Raw genomic sequence first — 20,500 nt, forward strand, 5'->3', positions numbered from 1 at the left:
CTGGTAAAGTTAACTGGCGATGCATATTTTTAAGATGTTTTAAACGGGTTTCACGGAAAATCTGGACAAAACAATCCCTGCGCCCGTCATCGGGCGTTTCGCAGCATGGAAAATCAGGGAATCCAAAGCCGGTGATGGTGGAACATTACCGGCTTTTCTCATTTAAGGCATTATCGGGCATGAGCGGGCTTACAACCCCGGCTATCAATCACAACCTGGCCATCGATCACCTCGTGACGTGCGTGGGTCACTTCGCTGATCAGCGCCAACTTTTCGTAGAGCGACTCGGTTCCAAGCCGGGCGGTGAGCGTGCAGCCTCCCAGAACGTCGTCGTCATACACAAAATCAACACCATACGCCTTGGAAAGTCGGGCGAAAACCTCGGGGAGCGGTGTGTCGACAAAATTGAAATCGGGCTGCCCGTTTTCCGGCGTGAGCAACACCGGATTTTCAGCCAGCGTTTTGACCAGTCGCGCCTCGGCAGGATAAAAAACGGCACGCTGGTTGGGCACCAGTACAACGGCATTATCCAATTCTTTCGGCGATGCATTGGCTTTGGGCCGGCTGAATACCGAAACCTTGCCGGTGCGAACGGTTACGGATACATTTGACTTGCCGCCAAATGCTTTTACCCTGAAACTGGTTCCCAACACCCGCGTTACGATGCGGTCTGTCACCACGAGAAACGGTCTTTGCGGCTGTCGGGTGATGTCGAAGAATGCCTCGCCGGTCAGGAAAACTTCCCTTTTATTGCCCGAAAAATGACTCGGGTAGCGGAGGAAACTGCCGGGTTCGAGCGTTACAGTGCTGCCGTCGTCTAACCTGATTCGCATGGCTTGCCGGGTATTGTTCATCTGCACGCTCAGCAGTTCGACCCGCTCATTGCGACCTGCCGACCATTGCCAGAATCCATACCCGAACAGTCCGAGCAGCAGGACCACCGAAGCCGCTACCCTGAACCAGCTGTGCCTGAAAACCGGCATCGGCTTCACGATAGACTTTGGTTCCGTTTCGCCCTGAATGTACGCCCACATTCGTTGACCCGCGGCTTCATCGTCCTCGTCCGCGATACTGTTTTGTGCCCCTCCCATCGATTCGTACCAGGCTTCCACGCGCCGGATTTCGTCGGCGGAAGCTTGCCGGGATTGATACCGGCGAAGAAGCTGGCGAAAGTCGGAAGGTGTCATAGGAGTATCGGACGGTACAGGTTGTTGTTCATAGTGTAGGTCAGGAAGAATAGCTTGCAGCCCTAAATGAAAATGTAAAATCAGGAAAAGTTTATATTTCTGATTTCAATAAGACCAACACTTATTTGTATTGTACAATTTATTGCAGGATAAAGAAAAATGAGGCAAGAGCCCCCAGGTTCCGCAGGCTGCCCCGGACTACTTTCAGGGAGCGGGTCAAATGGTATTCGACCGCTTTTTCGGAGAGGTTAAGCCGCTCTGCAATTTCGGGGATAGTCAGGTATTCAAAGCGGCTCATGCGGAACACCTGTTTGGATTTTTCCGGCAGCGCTTCCAGGGTGCGTTCAATGGCTTCGGTGAGGTCTTGCAAAGCCAGATCGTCCACAGGAACGTTATCTTCCTGATTGAGAAAAGATTCGTAGTAAGCCACGAAACGCTCGTGGACACGTAGGGATTCAATGTGATTGATAATGGAAAACCTGAGTGCGGTAAGCAGATAGGGACGCAGTTCGCGGATGTTTGTTTGTCCGGATTTGACCCAGATGCTCACAAAAAGCTCCTGAACCAGCTCCTCCGCTGTTTCCTTGCAGCGTAATTTTTGGTAAGCCAGCCGGTAGAGCATCCCCCAATAACGCTCATATATTTCAGCAAACGCTTCCCTGCTGCCCAATTGCAGTTCCATCACAAGCTGGTCGTCAGTAAGTTGTCGATAAGTAGGTGGAAGGGAAGAAGGCATAATCGGGACGCAGTTAACAGCCTGTCCAAATGTATGCAGAAAATTTACCAAAATATGGTTATTCAAACAAATAATGGTAAAAACGCCCGTGGTCGTAGAGGGTACAGATTAATTAGGAGGTTACTCAACGTGCCCGACCTTTTCTGCCATCTTCTCGAAGCCTTCCCAAAGCACTTCAGGGCCAACTTCTCTTCCGCATTAATGGAACGTCTGAATGATAAGACGCCAGATCGAAGGCTCTCATGATGACCCTACTTTTATCAATACACCAAGTAGCTAAGGCAATGCATTTTTTTAGCAAGATAATCGGATATTTTCCGATTATCTTGCTAAATTTACACATGGATTTATCCCAAAGTATAAGAAACCTTTCCAGCCAGCCATTAACGCATCAACTGCTCACCTCGCTGTTGAAAGACTACAAACGCCCCAACGATAAAATCCATGAGCTAATCTCCGCAGGCATTATTGAGCCTGTTAAGAAAGGCCTGTACTTACCATCCACAAAACTTTCAGAAACACGCACAGAGCCATTTCTTCTCGCCAACCACATGCTTGGTCCGAGCTATGTGTCTTTCGATAGTGCGCTATCATACTACGGATTGATCCCCGAACGAGTGTTCGAAGTTTCCTCCGCAACGACAAAGGCCTCACGCCGCTTTGACACGCCGACTGGTGCATTCAGTTTTACACGAATGCCGCTACCCTATTACAGCTTCGGGATACGGCAGGTCGCGGTCGGAAAAGATCAGAATGCACTTATCGCGTCCCCAGAGAAAGCTTTGTTTGACAAAATAATCAATACAGTGGGCTTAAATCTCCGAAGTAAAATCGCAGCCAGTGAATACCTTATCGAAAACCTGAGAATGGACGAAGATCAATTAAAACAGCTGGATGTACAAGCAATGGAGACCTGGCTAAGCGATTCACCAAAACGCGAGAGCTTAATGCAGGTCATTAAACTCATCAAGGAACTATGATCAAGGAATGGCTGGCAAGTTACAATCCTGCCAACAAGGATGAGGCAACTCAAGCACTGCGTGAAATCATGCAGGAAGTCACATTGGCTGGGCTCTATCGCAAAGGTTTCTTTGAAAAGGCTGCATTCTACGGCGGTACGGCACTCCGCATCTTTTACGGACTCGACCGCTTTTCAGAGGATCTCGACTTCTCGCTACTCGAAGTAGACCCCGATTTTTCGATCAATACCTATTTGCCCGCTATCGTCGACGAGTTCGAAGCGCTGGGAATGCATGTATCGATCAAGGAAAAACAGAAGGCAGTAAAGACCAGCATTGATTCCGCATTTCAGAAATCGGAAACGGTCTGGCGCGAACTGGTTTTGGAAGGTGTTGTGCCACAGCAAGGGCTTGGGCAAACAGCCAGCATCAAGGTCAAGCTGGAAGTCGATACAATGCCGCCTTCGGGATTTGATACCGAAGAAAAGCTCCTACTCCAACCATTCTCTTTTTATGTGAAGTGTTTCAGCATTTCCGACCTATTCGCTGGGAAAATGCATGCGCTGCTTTTCAGGAAATGGAAAGATAATGTAAAGGGGCGCGACTGGTATGATATGGAATGGTACATCCGAAAAGGTGTTCCGTTGAATCTCAAACACTTCGCGCTACGTGCGTACGATAGCGGAGATTGGGGTCGGGAGAACATCAGCGAAGTGGAGTTTCGGAGTTTACTGAATGCGAAGATAGATTTGGTTCACTTCCAGCGGATCAAGAATGATATTCGGAGATTTATACCGAATCACAATGTTTTGGAAATTTGGAGTGCTCAATATTTTCATGATCTTTCAATAAAGTTGAAAATCTCCATTTGAAGCGATGCCAAGAATCATGAAAACTGCTGCCTTTGTCTTTGGAGGATTAATCATCATAGTTTTACTAATTGGTTGGCTTTTTGCAATGTTAGCACCCGGCTGTGAAGACACCACATGTGAAACCCTATTTTCACCAGACCGGTCTCACAAAGTCATTCTCTATACCAGGAACTGTGGTGCCACTACCGGATTCAGCACTCACATTGCACTGGCGAAATCCGACGAAGACATCAATGACGGCACCACTATCTTCGTGGCAGATGATGGCTATGGAGAAGCGAATTTACATCCTGTCTATCAGGCGCTGATTGACATTCGTGCAAGGTGGATTGACAACCATTCGCTGGAACTTTCCTATGAAAGGAAAGCGAGATTATTCACAGAAAAAGTCAAGGCTGACGGAATCACGATAATTCACCGTAAAAGGTAGGAAAAATGATCGCGCGATAAGTGCGAATTTTGTAACTTGCACCTAGCAACATCGCAGTCACCACCGCCAAAAACCACAGGCATTTTCCAAACTTTGAACACTCAAAAACCACCCAAAAACTCACTCAAAAACAGCGAAAATCACCAACTAAACACCTCAATTTTCGCCAAAAGAATTATACATAACAAATATACTGTTGCACTATATGTATAAAAAATAGTGAGTCTTTCGTGTAGTTTACATCAAACACAGGAGACTAAATATTGATTACAAGCCGATTAAAGGCAAAGTTCGAGACCCGTCTCCCTCCCCAAGTTCGAAGCTCCTGATTTTCAATTTTGTGAATACTTACTGACTTCCCATGGACAAATCAAACGGATACGAGCACAACGCAACAACATTCATCCGCTGTCGCTCGAAGGGCGTCAATGGCGTCGGCGCGCCATCTGTTCGGCAGTGGGCCAGGTCACTACCCGCAAATGCGACAGTTCTGGACGTGGGTTGTGGTGCTGGCGACCCGATTTCGAAAGCGTTGGTCAATGAAGGCTTGACGGTTTATGGGATTGATGCGTCACCTTCGATGGTTCAATCCTTCAAGCAGAACTTCCCAAATATTCCTGTCGCCTGTGAAGCCGCAGAAGATTCCTCATTTTTCAATAGGCAGTTCGATGCTGTCATTGCCTGGGGGCTATTATTCCTTTTGCCGGAAGAAACACAGAAAGTTGTGATCAAAAAAATGGCAAATGCGCTGGACGCTGGCGGAAAGCTGCTATTTACAGCTCCTTCTCAAAAAATGAAATGGGAAGATGCGATCACAGAGATAGCATCGATATCGCTTGGAGCGGAGAAATACAAAGAATTACTAACTGCGTCGGGGCTTTCGCTCATCGAGGAATTTGAGGACGAGGGAGAGAACCATTATTACCATGCTGTCAAAGCAGCGTAAATAAGAATGTGACAAACGAGCACTGGTTTACCTAATCTTAACGCCCTGATTTTTGCAATATAGCGACAGGCGTGATGGCCAAGCGGTCGCACCATCCGAGGAATGTCTCGTGGGCGGCATCCAGGACCCGTTGCTGCTCAGGGGTAACAATTTTGCTTTTGGCCCTGCAAACCAGTTCAATCGGCAACCCCCGTTTTTTCAAAAAGTATTTTGAGCTCAAAGGATAAGGAACGGAAATAAGTGGCTCCATTTGGGAAATTTCAGCCTGGATCCAGCTCGCGTCTTCTGCTTTGGCTGGGTTACTGGCATTGTTACAGAGCCAGGTATGTATTTCAGGGTAAAAATTTCCGGAAATAGGCGACATTCCTTTCCCTCCTTTTTGCAGCGATTGGAGGGCCGTTGCCGTATGGGCATTGTACAACTCCATCTGAGTGCCCTTTGCCACCGCCAGTTTCTCCTCAATCTTTAGAATATCTTCGGTCGTATCCTTGTGGTAAACCATGTTCTTATTGGAAACAAGGAACTCGAATACCTCCGGGGAAATGATCCGCTTGTAGGGCGACGGGCATTCGTATGTACCTAATTTCATATCTCCTGCAAGAGCGAAAAATTGCTCGAAATGCTCCATGAGCACGGCATCGCTTTCGTCTTTCCCGGCGAAATGACTGGATATCAGAATGACTCCATCCACTCCGGTGTCACGTACTTTCTTTGCAAACAGCGCCTTGCTTGCAAGCGTATCGCCAAAAGATCCGGTCGACACCACCGGCACTTTCCCGTTCACGTATTTCACCACATGGCTGGTGAGGTCGAGACGTTCCTGATCGCTCAGAAAATACATCTCGCTGCTCAAACAATTGGCAAAGAAGCCTTTTGCACCTGCTGCCAGATAAAAGTCGATGACCCTGGAAACGTTGTCGTAGTCGATTTTGAGGTCGGTACCGAACGGGGTGATCATTACCGGGACGAATTTTTTCTCATCTATCGCATGAGCATCGGAAAACTTCGAATGCCAAGTGTCGCTACCTGCAAAAGCAGATTGCAGCACCCGGCTTCCAGCCATAATTCCAACTGTCGCAGGTGTTATCTTACCCAGAAAGTCCCTTCTCGTCACTTTGTTCGGTGTTTTCATATTAATGTCCGGATCAAAATAGATGGGTCGTGATGCGAAGTACTTGACCCTGCCATTGTTTGTACGCCGTTTGCGCCGCAAAGGCTATTCGATAGCAGAAATATTCTCATTCGAATAAACAATTGAAGTGGACAAATACAGACACTTCGTTTCTAGCAATTTTTTATAAAAAAATAGTACTAATCAGAGGCCCGATTAGTAACTCGAAGCGTACATGTAATTATACTCAATATGCGCTCACCACGAGCAGCCTGCGGATCTCTTGGAAAACTTAAACCCGGTTAATTGCATGGAACAGAAAACTTTACCTCAACATGGTACACGCTTAAAAAATTACTGCAAGAGATGCTGCCTGCTCGCTGCCCTGGCAGGCCTTACGATCCCTGTTCGAGCGGCCGGGCCATTCGAATTCGCAAAGGACAAAATCGCTATGAACAGGAATAATGGAGACCCGGTGTTACTTCAAAATGTGAAAGGAAGGGTAACCGACGAAAAAGGGGATGCGCTTCCGGGTGTGAACATTTTGGTGAAGGGCAGCCAGCAGGGTACGAGCAGTGATGCGAATGGAAATTTCACGATCGAGGTACCGCAAGCCAACGCTGTTCTTGTGTTTTCCTTTGTGGGATACCAACCCCAGGAAGTGACGGTCGGCAGCAGTTCCATGCTGGAAGTAAAGCTTCTAACCGATACAAAATCGCTGGACGAAGTCGTAGTGACTGCCTTGGGTATCAAGAAAGAGGTTAAGTCTGTCGGGTATTCCGTAACCAAGGTTGAGGGAAGTGCATTTACAAAGACCAGGGAAACGAACATAGGCAACTCGCTGGCCGGGAAAGTGGCGGGTGTGAATGTGTCCGCGGCAGCAACAGGTCCGGCGGGGTCAAGCCGGATCACAATCCGCGGTAATACTTCGCTTTCCGGGGACAACGCTCCGCTTTTCATTATCAATGGGTTGCCTATGAATAATACCAAGTTCGGGAAGACCCAGGGCGATAACCCGGACTGGGGTGACAACATATCCAGTATCAACCCGGACGATGTGGAAGAAATGACCGTCCTCAAAGGGGCCGCCGCCGCCGCCTTGTACGGATCACGTGCCAAAAACGGGGCCATCATTATCACTACAAAATCGGGCAAAGGCAACAAAGGCATCGGCATCGAATTTAACTCCAACAATACCCTCGAAGTGCCCTATTTTATATGGAACCTGCAAAAGGAATATGGCCAGGGTTACAATGGCGTAAAACCTTCCGGCGTCGGGGTTGCGGCGGCACACGGGCAAAATCACTGGGGCGCGCCCTACGACGGATCGATGGTGGTCCAGCTGGATGGGGTGGAGAGGCCCTATTCGTATGTGAAAGATCAGGTTTTGAAGGATTTCTACGGCAATGGCCATACGTCTTCCAACAACGTAGCTTTTACAGGTGGCGGTGACAAGGGAAATTTCAGGGTTGCCGTAACGGATATGCGCAACAAAGGCATTATTCCAAATGCAACCATTCGGAGGGATAATATCAGCCTGAGCATCAACCAGAACGCGACCAAAAACATCGCCATCAGCGCCAACGTGGATTATATCAACGAAAAAGTCGATAACCGCTACGTGCTCGAAACGAACAACGCTAATAGTGCGGGAACCATCTTGTTTGTCAACAGCAACATGCCTACCAGCGCGCTGTCTCCCGGCTACGACCCCGTTACATTCAAAGAGAAAGTACTGGGTACCGACCTCGGTGCTACCAACCCCTATTATTCGCTCAATCAGATCAGGAACAACACCCAGAAGGACCGATTCATTGCGGCAGTGAATGCACGGTGGAACATTACCGATTGGCTATTCGTGCAGGGAAAAGCGGGACAGGATATGTTTTCCTATCAGATCAACAAAATCGTCCCCGAGGGCACCGGTTACCGTCCCAACGGGCAGATTGATCAGATCCAGACCAACTTTTACGAAAGAAATTTCGAAGGGATGATCGGGCTCAATAAAGCGCTTAACAAGAATTTCAATCTGGTGGTCAATGCGGGTGGGAACCTCATGTCGCAACACAGCAATGGCACCAACATCAGCGGCTCCGGCATTATCACCCCCCGCTTGGAGGTCATTAACAATACATCCGTCCGGAACACGACCACTACTATTACGGACAACAAGATCAATTCGTTGTTTGGAACCGCGGAGCTGGCATATAAAAATTATCTGTTCTTGAACGTAACCGGCCGGAACGACTGGTTTTCAACCCTCAGTCCTGAATCAAACAACTATTTTTATCCGTCCGCGAGTGTCAGCTACGTGTTCTCAGACGCACTTGATCTGCCAAAGGCTATTAGTTTTGGAAAATTCAGGGTGTCGTACGCATCCGTCGGCGGTGCAACAGATCCCTACCAGCTTAACCTGACCTATGGCGTGCTGCCATACAGCTACGACGGGAAACCGCTGGGCACCATCAACCAGGCTATTGTTCCGAACAAAAACCTTCGCCCATTAAGCGTGAACGAGTTGGAGGCTGGTCTGGACCTGCGCCTGTTCAGTGGAAAGTTGGCCCTCGACGTCGCTGCGTACAACAGATCAACGAAAAACGATATCACCACTGAAACCCTTTCATCGGTTACCGGCTATAACGGGGCCGTTGTTACGGTAGGCGAACTACGCAACCGGGGTGTTGAAATGCTGTTTACCGTAAGGCCAGTCACTGCGAAAAATTTCAGCTGGGATGTTTCGCTCAATGTGGCCTACAACAAAAGCAAGATTCTGAAAATCTCCAATTCGACGAATGAATTCCTGCTGGGAACTGCAACGAAGGTTTTCCTCAAACAGGTCGTAGGTGAAGAATACTCGCAGATCGTCGGACGCACCATTAAGCGGGATGCGAATGGCCGCGATGTGATGGATGCCAAAGGCCTGCCTATCGTGCCTACCACTGTGAAGGCGTTCGGTTCGGGTATTCAAAGGTACACATCGGGCATCACCAATACTTTCAGTTATAAGTCATTGACCCTTTCGGCCCAGGTCGATGGCAAATTCGGAGGCCTGATCTACTCCAACACCAACTACAATTTGGAACACCGCGGAATGTCGCCGCGATCGCTGCTTGGAAGAGCGAACGGCGTGGTGCTGCCGGGCGTCACCGAGACCGGCGAAGAGAACAAAGTGCTCGTAACAGCCGCACAGGTGAATAACCGGGATATCATCGTGAGACGCCGCGACGCGCTGGACGATTACCTGTACAATGCGAGTTTTATCAAACTTCGCTACGTTTCCCTGACTTACAATTTGCCACGCGTGGTGTATGAGAAGATCGGCTTTATCAAAGGCGCCAGTGTTTCATTGGTAGGAAGAAACCTCGCGATCCTCATGAAACACACGCCTGGCATCGATCCGGAAACGAATTTGTCGGCGGGTAACGATCAGGGGATCGAATCGTCGGCCCTCCCTCCCACCAGAAGCTACGGCTTTAATGTGAATTTGAAATTCTAAATCAGCAACGTGTTAAATCTGTTTAAGATGAGAAATATATCAAGTCTGATGCTCGCAAGCTGCATGGTGTTCCTGGCTGGCTGCGACGGCGATTTTGAAAAACTGAACAAAGACCCTAATGCAGCAACCGCCGAGCTGTTTAGCCCGGCCTACCTGTTTACCTCCGCGCAACTTTTTTCGTCCAGAGGCGACGATGGGGCATCCCTGCATTATACAGAGACTTTCGTCCAACACTTTTCGACGCTGAGCGACGCAGGGACGTTTGACTTCTTCGGCGACAAATACGTATATAACAAAGGGGGAAGCGAGAGTTTGTGGAAGAATACATTCAATGCGGTGAACGGCGGAAGTAAGCTGCTGGAAGATGCCATTCAATTATCGAAGGATAAACCGGAACTGAGCAATCTGCACAACATGGCACGGATCTGGAAAACGGTCATATACCACCGTCTGACGGATTTATATGGGGATGTACCCTATTCCGAAGCAAATCAGGGCTATTCAACCCAGAACTACAAGCCCAAATACGATACGCAAAAGGATATCTATTACAGCATGCTGAGCGAACTGGAAGACGCAACGGCTAAGCTCGACGCATCCAAAGGACCTGTAACAGCCGACATCGTTTATGGAGGGGATGTTGTGAAATGGAAGAAATTCGGCTATTCCATGATGCTGCGTCTGGGGATGCGGTTGCAAAAAATAGAACCGGCAACCGCGGAAAGCTGGGTAAAGAAGGCATTCGCCGGCGGGGTATTCACTTCTGTCGACGACAACATGTACGTCAGGTTTCTGGACAAAACGGGCGCTAATCAATCGCTGGTGAACGGTGAAAGCTGGACATTGTCCGTGTCGGGCGTATCGCCGGGCAAGATCAGCGCGACCATTTTCAACTACATGAAAAGCCGCAACGATCCGCGTCTCAAATACATGGTGGCCGTATATTCCGATCCCTCCAAAGCATCGACCAAAAACACGGACCCCGCTGTTCAGAAGGGAATGCCCAACGGGTTCAACCTGGTGACCATCAAAGCCGATCCAAGTTGGGATAATACGAAGGACCAACACCAGTATTCGGGTATCAACCGCGATGTTTATGCCAAACTCGATGGGCCGAGAATGTGCCTAACCTATGGCGAAGTCCAATTGATGCTGGCGGAAGCGGCGGTCAGAGGCTGGATAAACGGGGATGCCGCGGCGCTTTATAAAGAGGGCATTGCCGGGGCAATGAAGAATGTGGCCAAATATGACGCATCGGCGGTGATCACCGATGCCGAAATCAATGCCTATCTGACGGCCAATCCTTTCGTAGGCATTGCCGACAAGGAAAAGGCCTACGAACAGATCAACACCCAGTACTGGGCCGCCTGTTTCATGAATGGCCTGGAAGCCTACGCCAACGTTCGTCGTTCCGGCTACCCCAAGCTGACGCCCATCAATTATCCGAGCAACGAAACCGACGGAACTTATCCCCGCAGACTGCGCTACCCCGAGGACGAACCGGTGTTGAATGCCGACAATTACAATGCCACCGTGGCGCGTCAGGGCACGGACAATTTCAAAACAAGGGTTTGGTGGGATAAACAATAGTAGTCAAAAGGATGAAGAACAATGAATCAAAAACAATCGCGCCGGAAGTAACCCGGCGCGATTTCATCAAAACTGCCGGCGTGAGCATCATAACCGCCCCTTACATCACTTCGGGCTGGGCCAAAACACCTCCCAGCGACATGGTCCGCCATGCGGTGATCGGCACGGGCGGCATGGGACGGAACCATACCAAAGCGTTCGGTAACATGAAAGGATGCAGCCTGGTGGCGGTCTGCGACGTCGATCCGGAACAGCTCAGTAAAGCAGTCAAGGATTTACCGAACGGGGAAAAGATCAAAAAATACGCCGATTTCAGAGATTTGTTGCAGGATAAGTCCATAGACTCCGTGTCTGTCGCCACACCCGACCACTGGCACACGCCCATTGCATTATGGGCGATGATGGCGGGCAAGCATGTGTATGTGGAGAAGCCGTGCAGCCATAATATTAAAGAGGTAAACCTGCTTGTAAAGGCATCAAAAGCATTCAACAAATGTGTGCAGCATGGAACCCAGCGCCGGAGCAACGGGGCACATATCGAAGGCATAAAGCAGCTTCGCAACGGTATCATCGGAAAAGTACATACCATTAAAGCCATTGACCACCAGTATCGCGAGGCCATAGGCAAGGCGCCAGCGCAGGATCCGCCGCCGGGAGTGAATTACGATATGTGGCTTGGTGCCGCCCCGAAAGTCCCTTTCACCAAAAACCGCTGGCATTACAACTGGCGGTGGTTTTGGGATTATGGCAATGGCGATGCCGCCAATGACGGCGTACACCAGATCGACGTGGCCGTATGGGCCCTGGGCGACAGGTACCCAAAGCGCGTGGTGGCGTCCGGAGGTCAGTATTTTTACGATGATGACCACCAGACACCGGATACCCAGACAACCATTTTTGAATACGACGACACGCAGATCATCTGGGAAATGCGGTTGTGGACGCCTTATACCCTGGAAGGGCACGACAATGGCAATGTAGCATACGGCACAGAAGGTAAAATGGAATTCGGCCGCGCCGGCGTTATAGTCACAAAAGGAAAAGAGCAGATCAAAATAGAATCACCGGAAACGGTCGAGACGATCATGCCTAATTTCATAACCGCCGTTCGCGAAAACAATCCTGCAAAATTAAATGCTCCGATCGAGAAGGGCGCCATTGCTACCAACATGGCATTGCTGGCGAATATCGCGACCAGACTGGGCGCATCTTCGCTTCAATACGACCCTTTGAGAGAAGAAATCAAATGCCCCGGTCTGGATAAGCAGGCCAATGCATTGCTTGGCCGGACGTATCGGAAAGGTTATGAACTTCCTTACAAAGGTTAAACTACATTATTTATCAAAATCCTGTAACCCTGATCATGACAAAAAAGCCAGTTGCTTTACATTACTTCCATAGCCTCATAACCGGATGTATCATTGCGCTTTTGCTTACAGTACCCGGATTTTCACAACAGGTCAAAAAAGCAAATGCCTCATCGCCTGTGGTTTCATTTGAGCAGAAACCCGGCGTGTTGGCTATTTCTATCGGAGGCAAACCATTCGCCAGCTATGTGTATGAAGATGAGAAAATTACCCGTCCCTATTTCGCACACGTCAAGTCGCCGTGTGGCATTCAGGTAACCCGCAATTACCCGCCTCAGGAGGGCGACCCCAAAGACCACGCAACATTCCATCCCGGCATATGGCTGAGTTTTGGCGATATCAATGGCAATGATTACTGGCGGCTGAAAGCAAAAGTGGAGCACGAGATGTTCGTGGAGCAGCCTAAGGGCGGACCTGGAAAAGGAACGTTTGTCGTTCGTAACTATTACATGAGCAGCGACGGCAAGAACAGGGTTCTGGCTGAACTGGCACAATACACGATCCTCGTGCGACCGTCCGGGACATTGCTACTGGTCAACAGCACTTTTACTTCCGACTCCGGTGACATGATTTTCGGCGACCAGGAGGAAATGGGCCTCGGTGTACGTGTCAATACCAAATTCAGCGTACAATATGGCAAAGGGCATATTACCAATGCGGAAGGCTTGAAGGACGGCGCAGGCACTTGGGGAAAAGCTTCAAACTGGGTCGATTACAGTGGGCCCGTCGACGGTAAATATGTTGGGGTAGCCATTATGCCCGACCCAAACAATTTCCGCCCCAGCTGGTTCCATACCCGCGACTACGGTTTAATGGCAGCCAATGCGTTTGGACGTGAGGCGATGACGAAAGGTGAGAAAAGTGCCGAGGTAATCAAAAAAGGGCAGAAATTTCATTTGGGATACGGCATACTGATTTACTGCAAACCCGACGCAGGGAAAGTCAACATTGAAAATGCCTATCAGGACTATCTGAAAATACGCTCCAACTGACGCTCTGACATGAAAAAAACACTTTCAGGATTCTCCTCTTCCCCAGCGTTATCTTTTGCCGGGGCCCTGTTAACCTGCCTGGTGTTAGCACCGGTACTTAGTTTTTCGCAGCAGAAGGATTATCTTTTTTATGCAAAAACACATTGCGATAATCTGATCACGTACGGTAAGGATGTTTACGGTACAGAAAAGTCGCGTATGCTGGCATCTGTTATCGATTCGCGTGACATGAGCGTACCCAAATCCAAAGTGCCTCCAACCGAAGGAACCCGTGAATCGGACCGTGCCGTTGGCGGAAGCAATTACTATCACGATGTGGAGACCATCCGCATTTTTGACGACCTCAGTAAGCTCACCGGCGACCCAAAGTACAAATCTGCCGGCGAGGATTATACGCGTGATTTTATCAAATACTGCCAGAACCCTTATACCGGATTGCTGGGCTGGGGCGAGCATCTTTATTACAATTTCTTCAATGAAACGATCATGGAAGGCGACCTCGAACGGCCGGGAACCATGTTCACCCACGAATTCATCGAGAATACACCGCCCTGGACCTACCTGTGGAATATTGATTCGGCAGCCGTGCGAAAAGCCATTACCGGCGTACGCGGGCATTTCCGCTCACCCGTTACGCAGAGCTTTCTTTTCAACCGCCACGCACGCTGGAACAAAGTGGAAAAACCCGAGTACCGTGGCCTGGAACAATACCAGGACGGAGGGCAGGCGTGGATCAAGCATTCCGGTCTTTACTGCTATTCTTTCAGCTTTCTTTATAATAAAAACCGCAATCCGGAATGGAAAAGATGGGCGGAAGGATCGGGAAACCTTTACTGGAATTACCGCAATCCAAAGACAAATCTGATTGTCAGCTGCATCGATGACCCGCGTCCTACCGGCAAAAATTCATCGCTGACGTCCACGGCCTTGTTGTGTTACTATTTACTGAAAGCTTCCGCCATCAATCCGGAGTTCGCCGGATTCAGGCAGCAGGCCGAGCTCATGTTCAAAGCAGCCGAAAAATATTCGTGGGACCCGAACCAAAACAGCTATTACGCCCTGGTGGATTTGGATGGTAAACCGGTCGGAACGGAAGTAATCCCTGTAATCGCTACCGGTTATGGCGTTGCCGACATGTTGCTTTTCGGCAGTGTCGCGGCTTACTTCTACAAAGTGACGGGTGACAAAGCGTACCTGGCCATGGTGAAACAAGTAGCGGACATTGTCGTGGATCATACCTGGCCCGACAAATTTGTCGTCAACAGCCTGGCGAGTAACCTGCAATTTTCGCTGGATGCATATGAAATACTGGGTGATAAAAGGATGTATGAAAAAGCCAGGAAACTCGCTGAAATCGGCATTCAGACACTGTGGAGTGGTAAACTTTTCCTGCGCGAGCCCAAAGACCCCTATTATGAAGCAAAGTTAGGCACCAACGCCCTGGTGGCCGGCTTCCTGCGCCTGCATTACCTTGAAAAAAACAATCCGGCTGCTGCGTCTCTTAGCCGTTGGTCGCTTTGATGAGCGGAACGGGTTGAATGCGGCGGCCTAGCGAATAGGCCACCAACTGAAATATGAGCAGTACTACCCATGAAAATGGGTGGTAAGCTCCATTTTATGCGGGTAGTCGGGCTGGTAATTTTGTGATGTCGAAAGACAAAGAGACTCATCTTAAATCACAAAGTCTATCAGCTATGAAAACATTTTTCCAATCCATCCTGAGTATATCGCTGGGCGTTCTGATCCTGTCCTGCGAAACAGAAAAAGAATCCGTCGGTCCCGGGCAGGAACCTTCGGGACAGTCTGCGGGGGCAGTAACGCCCGCAGGCGTTCCCGAGGGAACGATCACCTCCGTACAAATCGGCCCTTCCGGTGGCGTTGTCGCCTCCCCCGACAACCGCATCAGCGTTGTCATTCCTGCCGGTGCGGTGAGCGCTTCGCAGACGTTTTCAGTTCAGGGCATTACCAACAATTGTCCGGCGGGTACGGGCCAGGGGTTCCGTTTGCTGCCACATGGCGTGAATTTTGCGAAACCGGCCATGGTTACATTCCATTACAACCAAAGCGACCTCGAGGGAACAGCACCCGCATTGATGCGTATTGCCTATCAGAATGAAAAGGGGGTCTGGGTATCTCCCACGACCAGAAGTCTTGATACCACGGCCCGAACCCTTTCGGTAGAAACGACGCATTTCAGTGACTGGGCCATGTTTCTGACGATGCAGATAGACCCTGCCAGCGTTTTTCTGAATCCGGGTGAAAACGTGCGCCTGAGCGGCAGCTATATTGCTGAGATGCAGGAAAAATTTGGCGAGATCGTTCTTGGGCTCCCGGAGGCTATTCCCTCAAACCTGATCGACAAATGGACTTTGAGCGGCGAAGGTACCCTGAAAGGCAATTACAATGTCGCCGACTATTCAGCGCCTGGGACAATACCGGCCACCAACCCCGCTGCCGTCACCTTAACCCTCCACAAAACTGTGAAGATCGGCTCGCGTGAGTTCAGGGACCTCCGCCTGGTAAGCAACATTTTCGTGGCACCTGAGGGCCTTTCTGTACAGATCGATAACGGTGCGTGGCATACGTACAGCGCCGGCGTGAACGGTACCGGCGGGCAGTATATGGTAGTGGGCAAGGATGGTACCGAAAGTGCTTCCGTCAGCTGGAAAGGCGCATCATCCGGCACGTTTCGCTGGACGAAAAGCACCGACGTGGCATTCAATCTTAACAAACCTAAATTGATTTATCAGCAGATCTACGGCAAAGCGCTGAACGTGAGCGGTGGATCTGTACAGGTCGATCAGTCAGACGCGATGTGGGTGACCGGCACCTTCGTCGTTCAACCAGCCGGATGGCTCAATACGGCTACCCAACCGATTTCGATAGGCACTGCGTCCATCAGAGGAGTTTTCCGGGTCAAACGGGTCGGCCAGCTGTGAATATCCCGGTAATAAACTAGTAAACAACAGCATATATTCATTCAAACCATTAATCCAATCCCTGTTAGTCATGAAAAAAATACTTTTTGCCAATATGCCTTATGAAGGTCACTTCAACCCTCTGACTGGTATAGCCATGCATCTGAAATCACTCGGCCACGACGTGCGATGGTATTCGGGAAGCATCTTCAAAGAAAAGATCGACAGCCTAGGCATTCCCTACTACCCTTTCCGGAAAGCGCTGGATTTCAACCAGCACAATGTTCACATCCTTTTCCCCGAACGCGACAAGATCCGGGGAGCCGTTGGCAAACTGAAATACGACCTGAAGACTGCATTTATACTCAGGTCAACGGAGTTTTATGAAGATATCCGGGAGATTGACGAGTCCTGGTCATTCGACCTGCTGATCAGCGACATCGCATTTACGGGCATGCCGTTCGTGAAGGAAAAACTGCGCAAGAAGGTGGTCTCGGTAGGCGTGTTCCCGCTCATTGAAACTTCCCGTGACCTGCCTCCTACCGGCTTGGCCATGACGCCTTCCAACAGCTTTTTGGGACGAAGAAAACAAGACTTCCTTCGCTTTTTCGCGAACAAGGTCATCTTCCGGGAGGCGGCCGGTCTTTTCGCCAGGCTCTTTCGCGAGCACGGGATGGTTCCGGTGAGCGGCAACATTTTTGATGTCCTATGTAAAAAAACGGACCTGCTCCTCCAAAGCGGCACGCCGGGGTTTGAATACAGCCGCTCCGATCTGAGCAAAAAGGTGCGGTTCGTGGGACCATTGCTACCCTTCACAAAAGGTGGTAAAGGCCGCACTGACCTTGGCGAACAACTCGGGAAATACGAAAAGGTGATCCTGGTCACACAGGGTACGATGGAAAAAGACCCGGAGAAGATTCTCGTTCCCACGCTGGATGCATTCAAAAACACCCCCGTACTGGTAATCGCCACGACGGGCGGAATGGGCACTTCGGAGTTACAGGCACGCTATCCGCAGGAGAACATCGTCATCCGGGACTTTATACCGTTTAATGAGATCATGCCGCATTGCGATGCGTACGTCACCAATGGGGGATACGGAGGTGTGATGCTGGGCATACAAAATCAATTACCGCTCGTCGCGGCGGGGATTCACGAAGGTAAAAACGAAATCAACGCCAGGATCGGTTATTTCAAACTCGGGATCGACCTCAAAACCGAATTTCCGACGCCGGAACAAATCAGAGCCGGGGTGGAAAAAGTGTTGAGCGACGGCACGTATAAAAGCAATGTAAAAAAACTCAGCCGGGAGTTCAAAGATTACAACCCTCACTTGCTTTGTACACAATACATTGATGACCTTCTCGATATCAAAACACCTGAGCTGATATAATGCTACCTTCTGGTCGATTCGTATTCATTTTATGTTTGCTATCTGCCATGACCACGTTGGGTCAGACAATGGAACCGCCTGTAATCGAGCTAGGTTACAGGCAGTCCAATTACATTGTCGGACGAAATATGCTGGTGCTGGAAGACCCTACCAACGCATTGCAGCTAAGCGACGTAGAAAGCAAGCCGGGGTTGTTTCGGCCTATGACCCAGCAAACGCTGAACGTAGGGCCCAGCGCTTCCACTTTCTGGCTGAAATTGCGCGTGGTCAGCAACACGCCGACGGAGTGGTTTCTGCACGTGAAAGCACCATTTCTGAAACAAGTCGACCTCTTCACCAGGACCTGGCCCAGTTATGACCAAATAAATGAGTACATCACCAACGTTGGTTCCGCATTGCCTTATCATGACCGGCCGGTTCTCACCAATCAGACAATCCTGCCCCTCCCGCTGGTCGTGAAAGATACCGCAACGATTTATCTGCGTGTACGCAGCAACTCCATCATACGCGTACCGCTTGAAATCTCGACGATGCAATACATCTATGAAAACAGCCAGGAAAATGATATTGCACATGGATTTTACTTCGGGTTGATTGCCGCATTGATCATTTACAATCTGTTTGTGTTTATCTCAATACGGGAGCGTACTTACCTGTACTACGTGTTTTATATTTTCTGCGTAGCACTAAATATCAGCTATATCAAAGGCCATTTTCTGCAATTCATCGTCCCTCATTTCCCTCAGGCCAATCATTCCAATTATACCGGCAGCCTCGCTTTCATATTCGCATTGCTTTTCACCAATTCGTTCCTGAATACCAGCTACTATTGCCCGGGATTGAGAAAATTCGGCTGGCTGATCATCGTGTCTTGCGTCTCAATCATTGCGCTTTCACTTTCCGGTTATTTATTACTGGGCTTTAAGCTCAACTGGATCACGGTGGGCCTCTTCCTTATCTACTCCAATGTGATCGGTTTTGTAGTGCTAAAACAGGGATTCAAGCCAGCCAGATATTATTTGATGGGCTTCACCGCCCTGCTGGCTGGCATTTTTATTTTTATGATGAAAGACATGGCTATTCTTCCGGAGAACTGGTTTACGGAGGGCGCTTATCAGATCGGGTCCGGCCTGGAAGCTATCATTCTGTCCTTTGCACTGGCCAACAAGCTCAACACCTATAAAAGGGAGAAGGAAGTAACCCAGGCCGAAGCGCTGGCGCAGGCGACGCTTTTTTCGCAGCAGCTCATCGGTTCACAGGAAAGTGAGCGCAAGCGGGTAGCTGCGGAGCTGCACGACAGCCTCGGGCAAAGCCTGGGAATGGTCAAAAACAAGGTACTAATGATCAAAAGGGATGCTGAAAAACCGGATCTGCGCGAAAAACAGGTCAGAGACCTGGAAGAGATGGTCACGGAAGCGATTCAGGAGGTGCGCAATATTTCCTATAACCTGCGTCCGCTGCATCTGGAACTCCTGGGCATCACGCAATCGCTGCATAGCTTACTGGAAGACGTCATAGAAACAGGCCTGATTGAGCTGGAAACGGATATCCAAACCTTCGATAACCTGCTTACCAAAGCCAATGAGATGAATGTTTTCAGGATCGTCCAGGAGTGTTTCAACAACATTCTCAAACACGCACAGGCCACCGCCGCACGAATTCAGATAAGTAAAGACGATGCAATGATCGCAATAAGAATAGAAGACAACGGTGTAGGTATCGGACCTGCCGCAATGGAAAAGGGTGGCTTCGGGATGATCGGAATCCGGGAACGGCTCAACATCGTCAATGGCCAGATCGAGATCCTGGAAAACAAGCCGTCAGGTACTATTATTCATATTCAAATTCCTTTCTAACCATGGAAATCAGGCTCCTAATTGCCGACGACCACCCTATATTTCTGAAAGGGCTCCAAGAAGTGATCGAAATAGATCCTGATCTGAAAGTGATCGTCAGTGCGAAAAATGGCCAGGAAGCGCTGCTTTCTTTTCAGTCGCACAATGTAGACGTCGTCATTCTGGACATCGACATGCCGCGTTTGACCGGACTGGAGGCTGCCGAGAAAATGCTTCACATCCAGCCCGACCTTCCGATCATTATCCTCACAATGCACAAGGAAAAAGCCCCGTTCCTGAAAGCGCTGGAAATAGGCGTATTGGGCTATGTTCTCAAAGAAAATGCCGTTTCAGACATTGTGCATGCCATTTACAAGGCCAAAGACGGCGACCTTTACCTAAGCCCGGAGATATCGGCCTACCTCCTCAAAAAGACGTCAGCGCTGCAACGACAACCAAAAAATGACCTGAAAGCGTCGCTCACCCCATCGGAAACGCAGATCATGAAGATGATCTCCGAATACAAGTCCAGCAAGGAAATCGCCGATGCGCTTTTTATCAGCGAAAAAACAGTTTCCAACCACCGTATGAACATTGCCAAAAAGCTAAACCTGACCGGAAAGAACAGTTTGTTACGATTTGCTTTGGAACAGCCTTGGGGCTAAGGG

General features: G+C 49.5%; 16 protein-coding genes. 13 read left to right on the forward strand and 3 right to left on the reverse strand.

Annotated features, from left to right (window positions below; all coding sequences use genetic code 11):
- Positions 1 to 170 precede the first annotated feature (170 nt).
- Positions 171 to 1,187, reverse strand: a complete 1,017-nt coding sequence (locus IEY24_RS29350; protein ID WP_188938865.1) for a FecR family protein — start codon at positions 1,185 to 1,187, stop codon at positions 171 to 173.
- Between the two features lie 139 nt (positions 1,188 to 1,326).
- Positions 1,327 to 1,923, reverse strand: coding sequence for an RNA polymerase sigma factor (locus IEY24_RS29355; RefSeq protein ID WP_188938866.1), 597 nt, complete (start codon positions 1,921 to 1,923; stop codon positions 1,327 to 1,329).
- Between the two features lie 341 nt (positions 1,924 to 2,264).
- Between IEY24_RS29355 and IEY24_RS29360 the strand changes: the two genes are divergently transcribed.
- The 4 genes from IEY24_RS29360 to IEY24_RS29375 all read left to right on the forward strand — a co-directional run bounded on the left by IEY24_RS29360 (position 2,265) and on the right by IEY24_RS29375 (position 5,130).
- Positions 2,265 to 2,903, forward strand: coding sequence for a type IV toxin-antitoxin system AbiEi family antitoxin domain-containing protein (locus IEY24_RS29360; protein ID WP_188938867.1), 639 nt, complete (start codon positions 2,265 to 2,267; stop codon positions 2,901 to 2,903).
- Positions 2,900 to 3,754: a nucleotidyl transferase AbiEii/AbiGii toxin family protein gene (locus tag IEY24_RS29365; protein ID WP_188938868.1), complete on the forward strand. Its 855-nt coding sequence runs from the start codon at positions 2,900 to 2,902 to the stop codon at positions 3,752 to 3,754. The genes IEY24_RS29360 and IEY24_RS29365 overlap by 4 nt, the downstream gene beginning before the upstream one ends.
- Positions 3,755 to 3,770: 16 nt before the next feature.
- A complete protein-coding gene (locus tag IEY24_RS29370; RefSeq protein WP_188938869.1) occupies positions 3,771 to 4,184 on the forward strand; it encodes a hypothetical protein in 414 nt (137 codons plus the stop codon).
- Between the two features lie 361 nt (positions 4,185 to 4,545).
- Positions 4,546 to 5,130, forward strand: a complete 585-nt coding sequence (locus tag IEY24_RS29375) for a class I SAM-dependent methyltransferase (protein ID WP_188938870.1) — start codon at positions 4,546 to 4,548, stop codon at positions 5,128 to 5,130.
- Positions 5,131 to 5,167: 37 nt separating this feature from the next.
- On the opposite strand, the gene IEY24_RS29380 is transcribed toward IEY24_RS29375, so the two are convergent.
- Positions 5,168 to 6,262: a dihydrodipicolinate synthase family protein gene (locus IEY24_RS29380; RefSeq protein ID WP_229223337.1), complete on the reverse strand. Its 1,095-nt coding sequence runs from the start codon at positions 6,260 to 6,262 to the stop codon at positions 5,168 to 5,170.
- A gap of 289 nt (positions 6,263 to 6,551) precedes the next feature.
- Here IEY24_RS29380 and IEY24_RS29385 point away from each other — a divergent pair, with 289 nt between their 5' ends.
- From IEY24_RS29385 to IEY24_RS29425, 9 genes are all read left to right on the forward strand, one after another.
- Entirely contained in the window at positions 6,552 to 9,737 is a 3,186-nt protein-coding gene (locus tag IEY24_RS29385; protein ID WP_188938871.1) for a SusC/RagA family TonB-linked outer membrane protein, read from the forward strand.
- 27 nt (positions 9,738 to 9,764) lie between these two features.
- Positions 9,765 to 11,327 carry a SusD/RagB family nutrient-binding outer membrane lipoprotein gene (locus IEY24_RS29390; protein WP_188938872.1) on the forward strand — a complete coding sequence of 521 codons (1,563 nt, stop codon included), beginning with the start codon at positions 9,765 to 9,767 and terminating at the stop codon, positions 11,325 to 11,327.
- Positions 11,328 to 11,338: 11 nt separating this feature from the next.
- Positions 11,339 to 12,655, forward strand: a complete 1,317-nt coding sequence (locus IEY24_RS29395) for a Gfo/Idh/MocA family protein (RefSeq protein WP_188938873.1) — start codon at positions 11,339 to 11,341, stop codon at positions 12,653 to 12,655.
- A 35-nt stretch (positions 12,656 to 12,690) separates the two neighbouring features.
- Positions 12,691 to 13,686, forward strand: coding sequence for a DUF6807 domain-containing protein (locus tag IEY24_RS29400; protein ID WP_188938874.1), 996 nt, complete (start codon positions 12,691 to 12,693; stop codon positions 13,684 to 13,686).
- A 9-nt stretch (positions 13,687 to 13,695) separates the two neighbouring features.
- Entirely contained in the window at positions 13,696 to 15,207 is a 1,512-nt protein-coding gene (locus IEY24_RS29405; protein ID WP_188938875.1) for an AGE family epimerase/isomerase, read from the forward strand.
- Positions 15,208 to 15,380: 173 nt separating this feature from the next.
- Positions 15,381 to 16,625, forward strand: coding sequence for a hypothetical protein (locus IEY24_RS29410; protein WP_188938876.1), 1,245 nt, complete (start codon positions 15,381 to 15,383; stop codon positions 16,623 to 16,625).
- Positions 16,626 to 16,695: 70 nt separating this feature from the next.
- The gene (locus IEY24_RS29415) at positions 16,696 to 17,997 is read left to right on the forward strand and encodes a glycosyltransferase (RefSeq protein ID WP_188938877.1); all 1,302 of its coding nucleotides are present in this window, start codon (positions 16,696 to 16,698) and stop codon (positions 17,995 to 17,997) included.
- A gap of 68 nt (positions 17,998 to 18,065) precedes the next feature.
- The gene (locus IEY24_RS29420; protein ID WP_188938878.1) at positions 18,066 to 19,853 is read left to right on the forward strand and encodes a sensor histidine kinase; all 1,788 of its coding nucleotides are present in this window, start codon (positions 18,066 to 18,068) and stop codon (positions 19,851 to 19,853) included.
- A gap of 2 nt (positions 19,854 to 19,855) precedes the next feature.
- Complete coding sequence (locus tag IEY24_RS29425) at positions 19,856 to 20,497, forward strand: response regulator (protein WP_188938879.1); 642 nt, start codon at positions 19,856 to 19,858, stop codon at positions 20,495 to 20,497.
- The last annotated feature ends 3 nt before the right edge of the window (positions 20,498 to 20,500 follow it).

Source organism: Dyadobacter endophyticus, from assembly GCF_014641595.1.
Taxonomy (GTDB): Bacteria; Bacteroidota; Bacteroidia; order Cytophagales; family Spirosomataceae; genus Dyadobacter; species Dyadobacter endophyticus.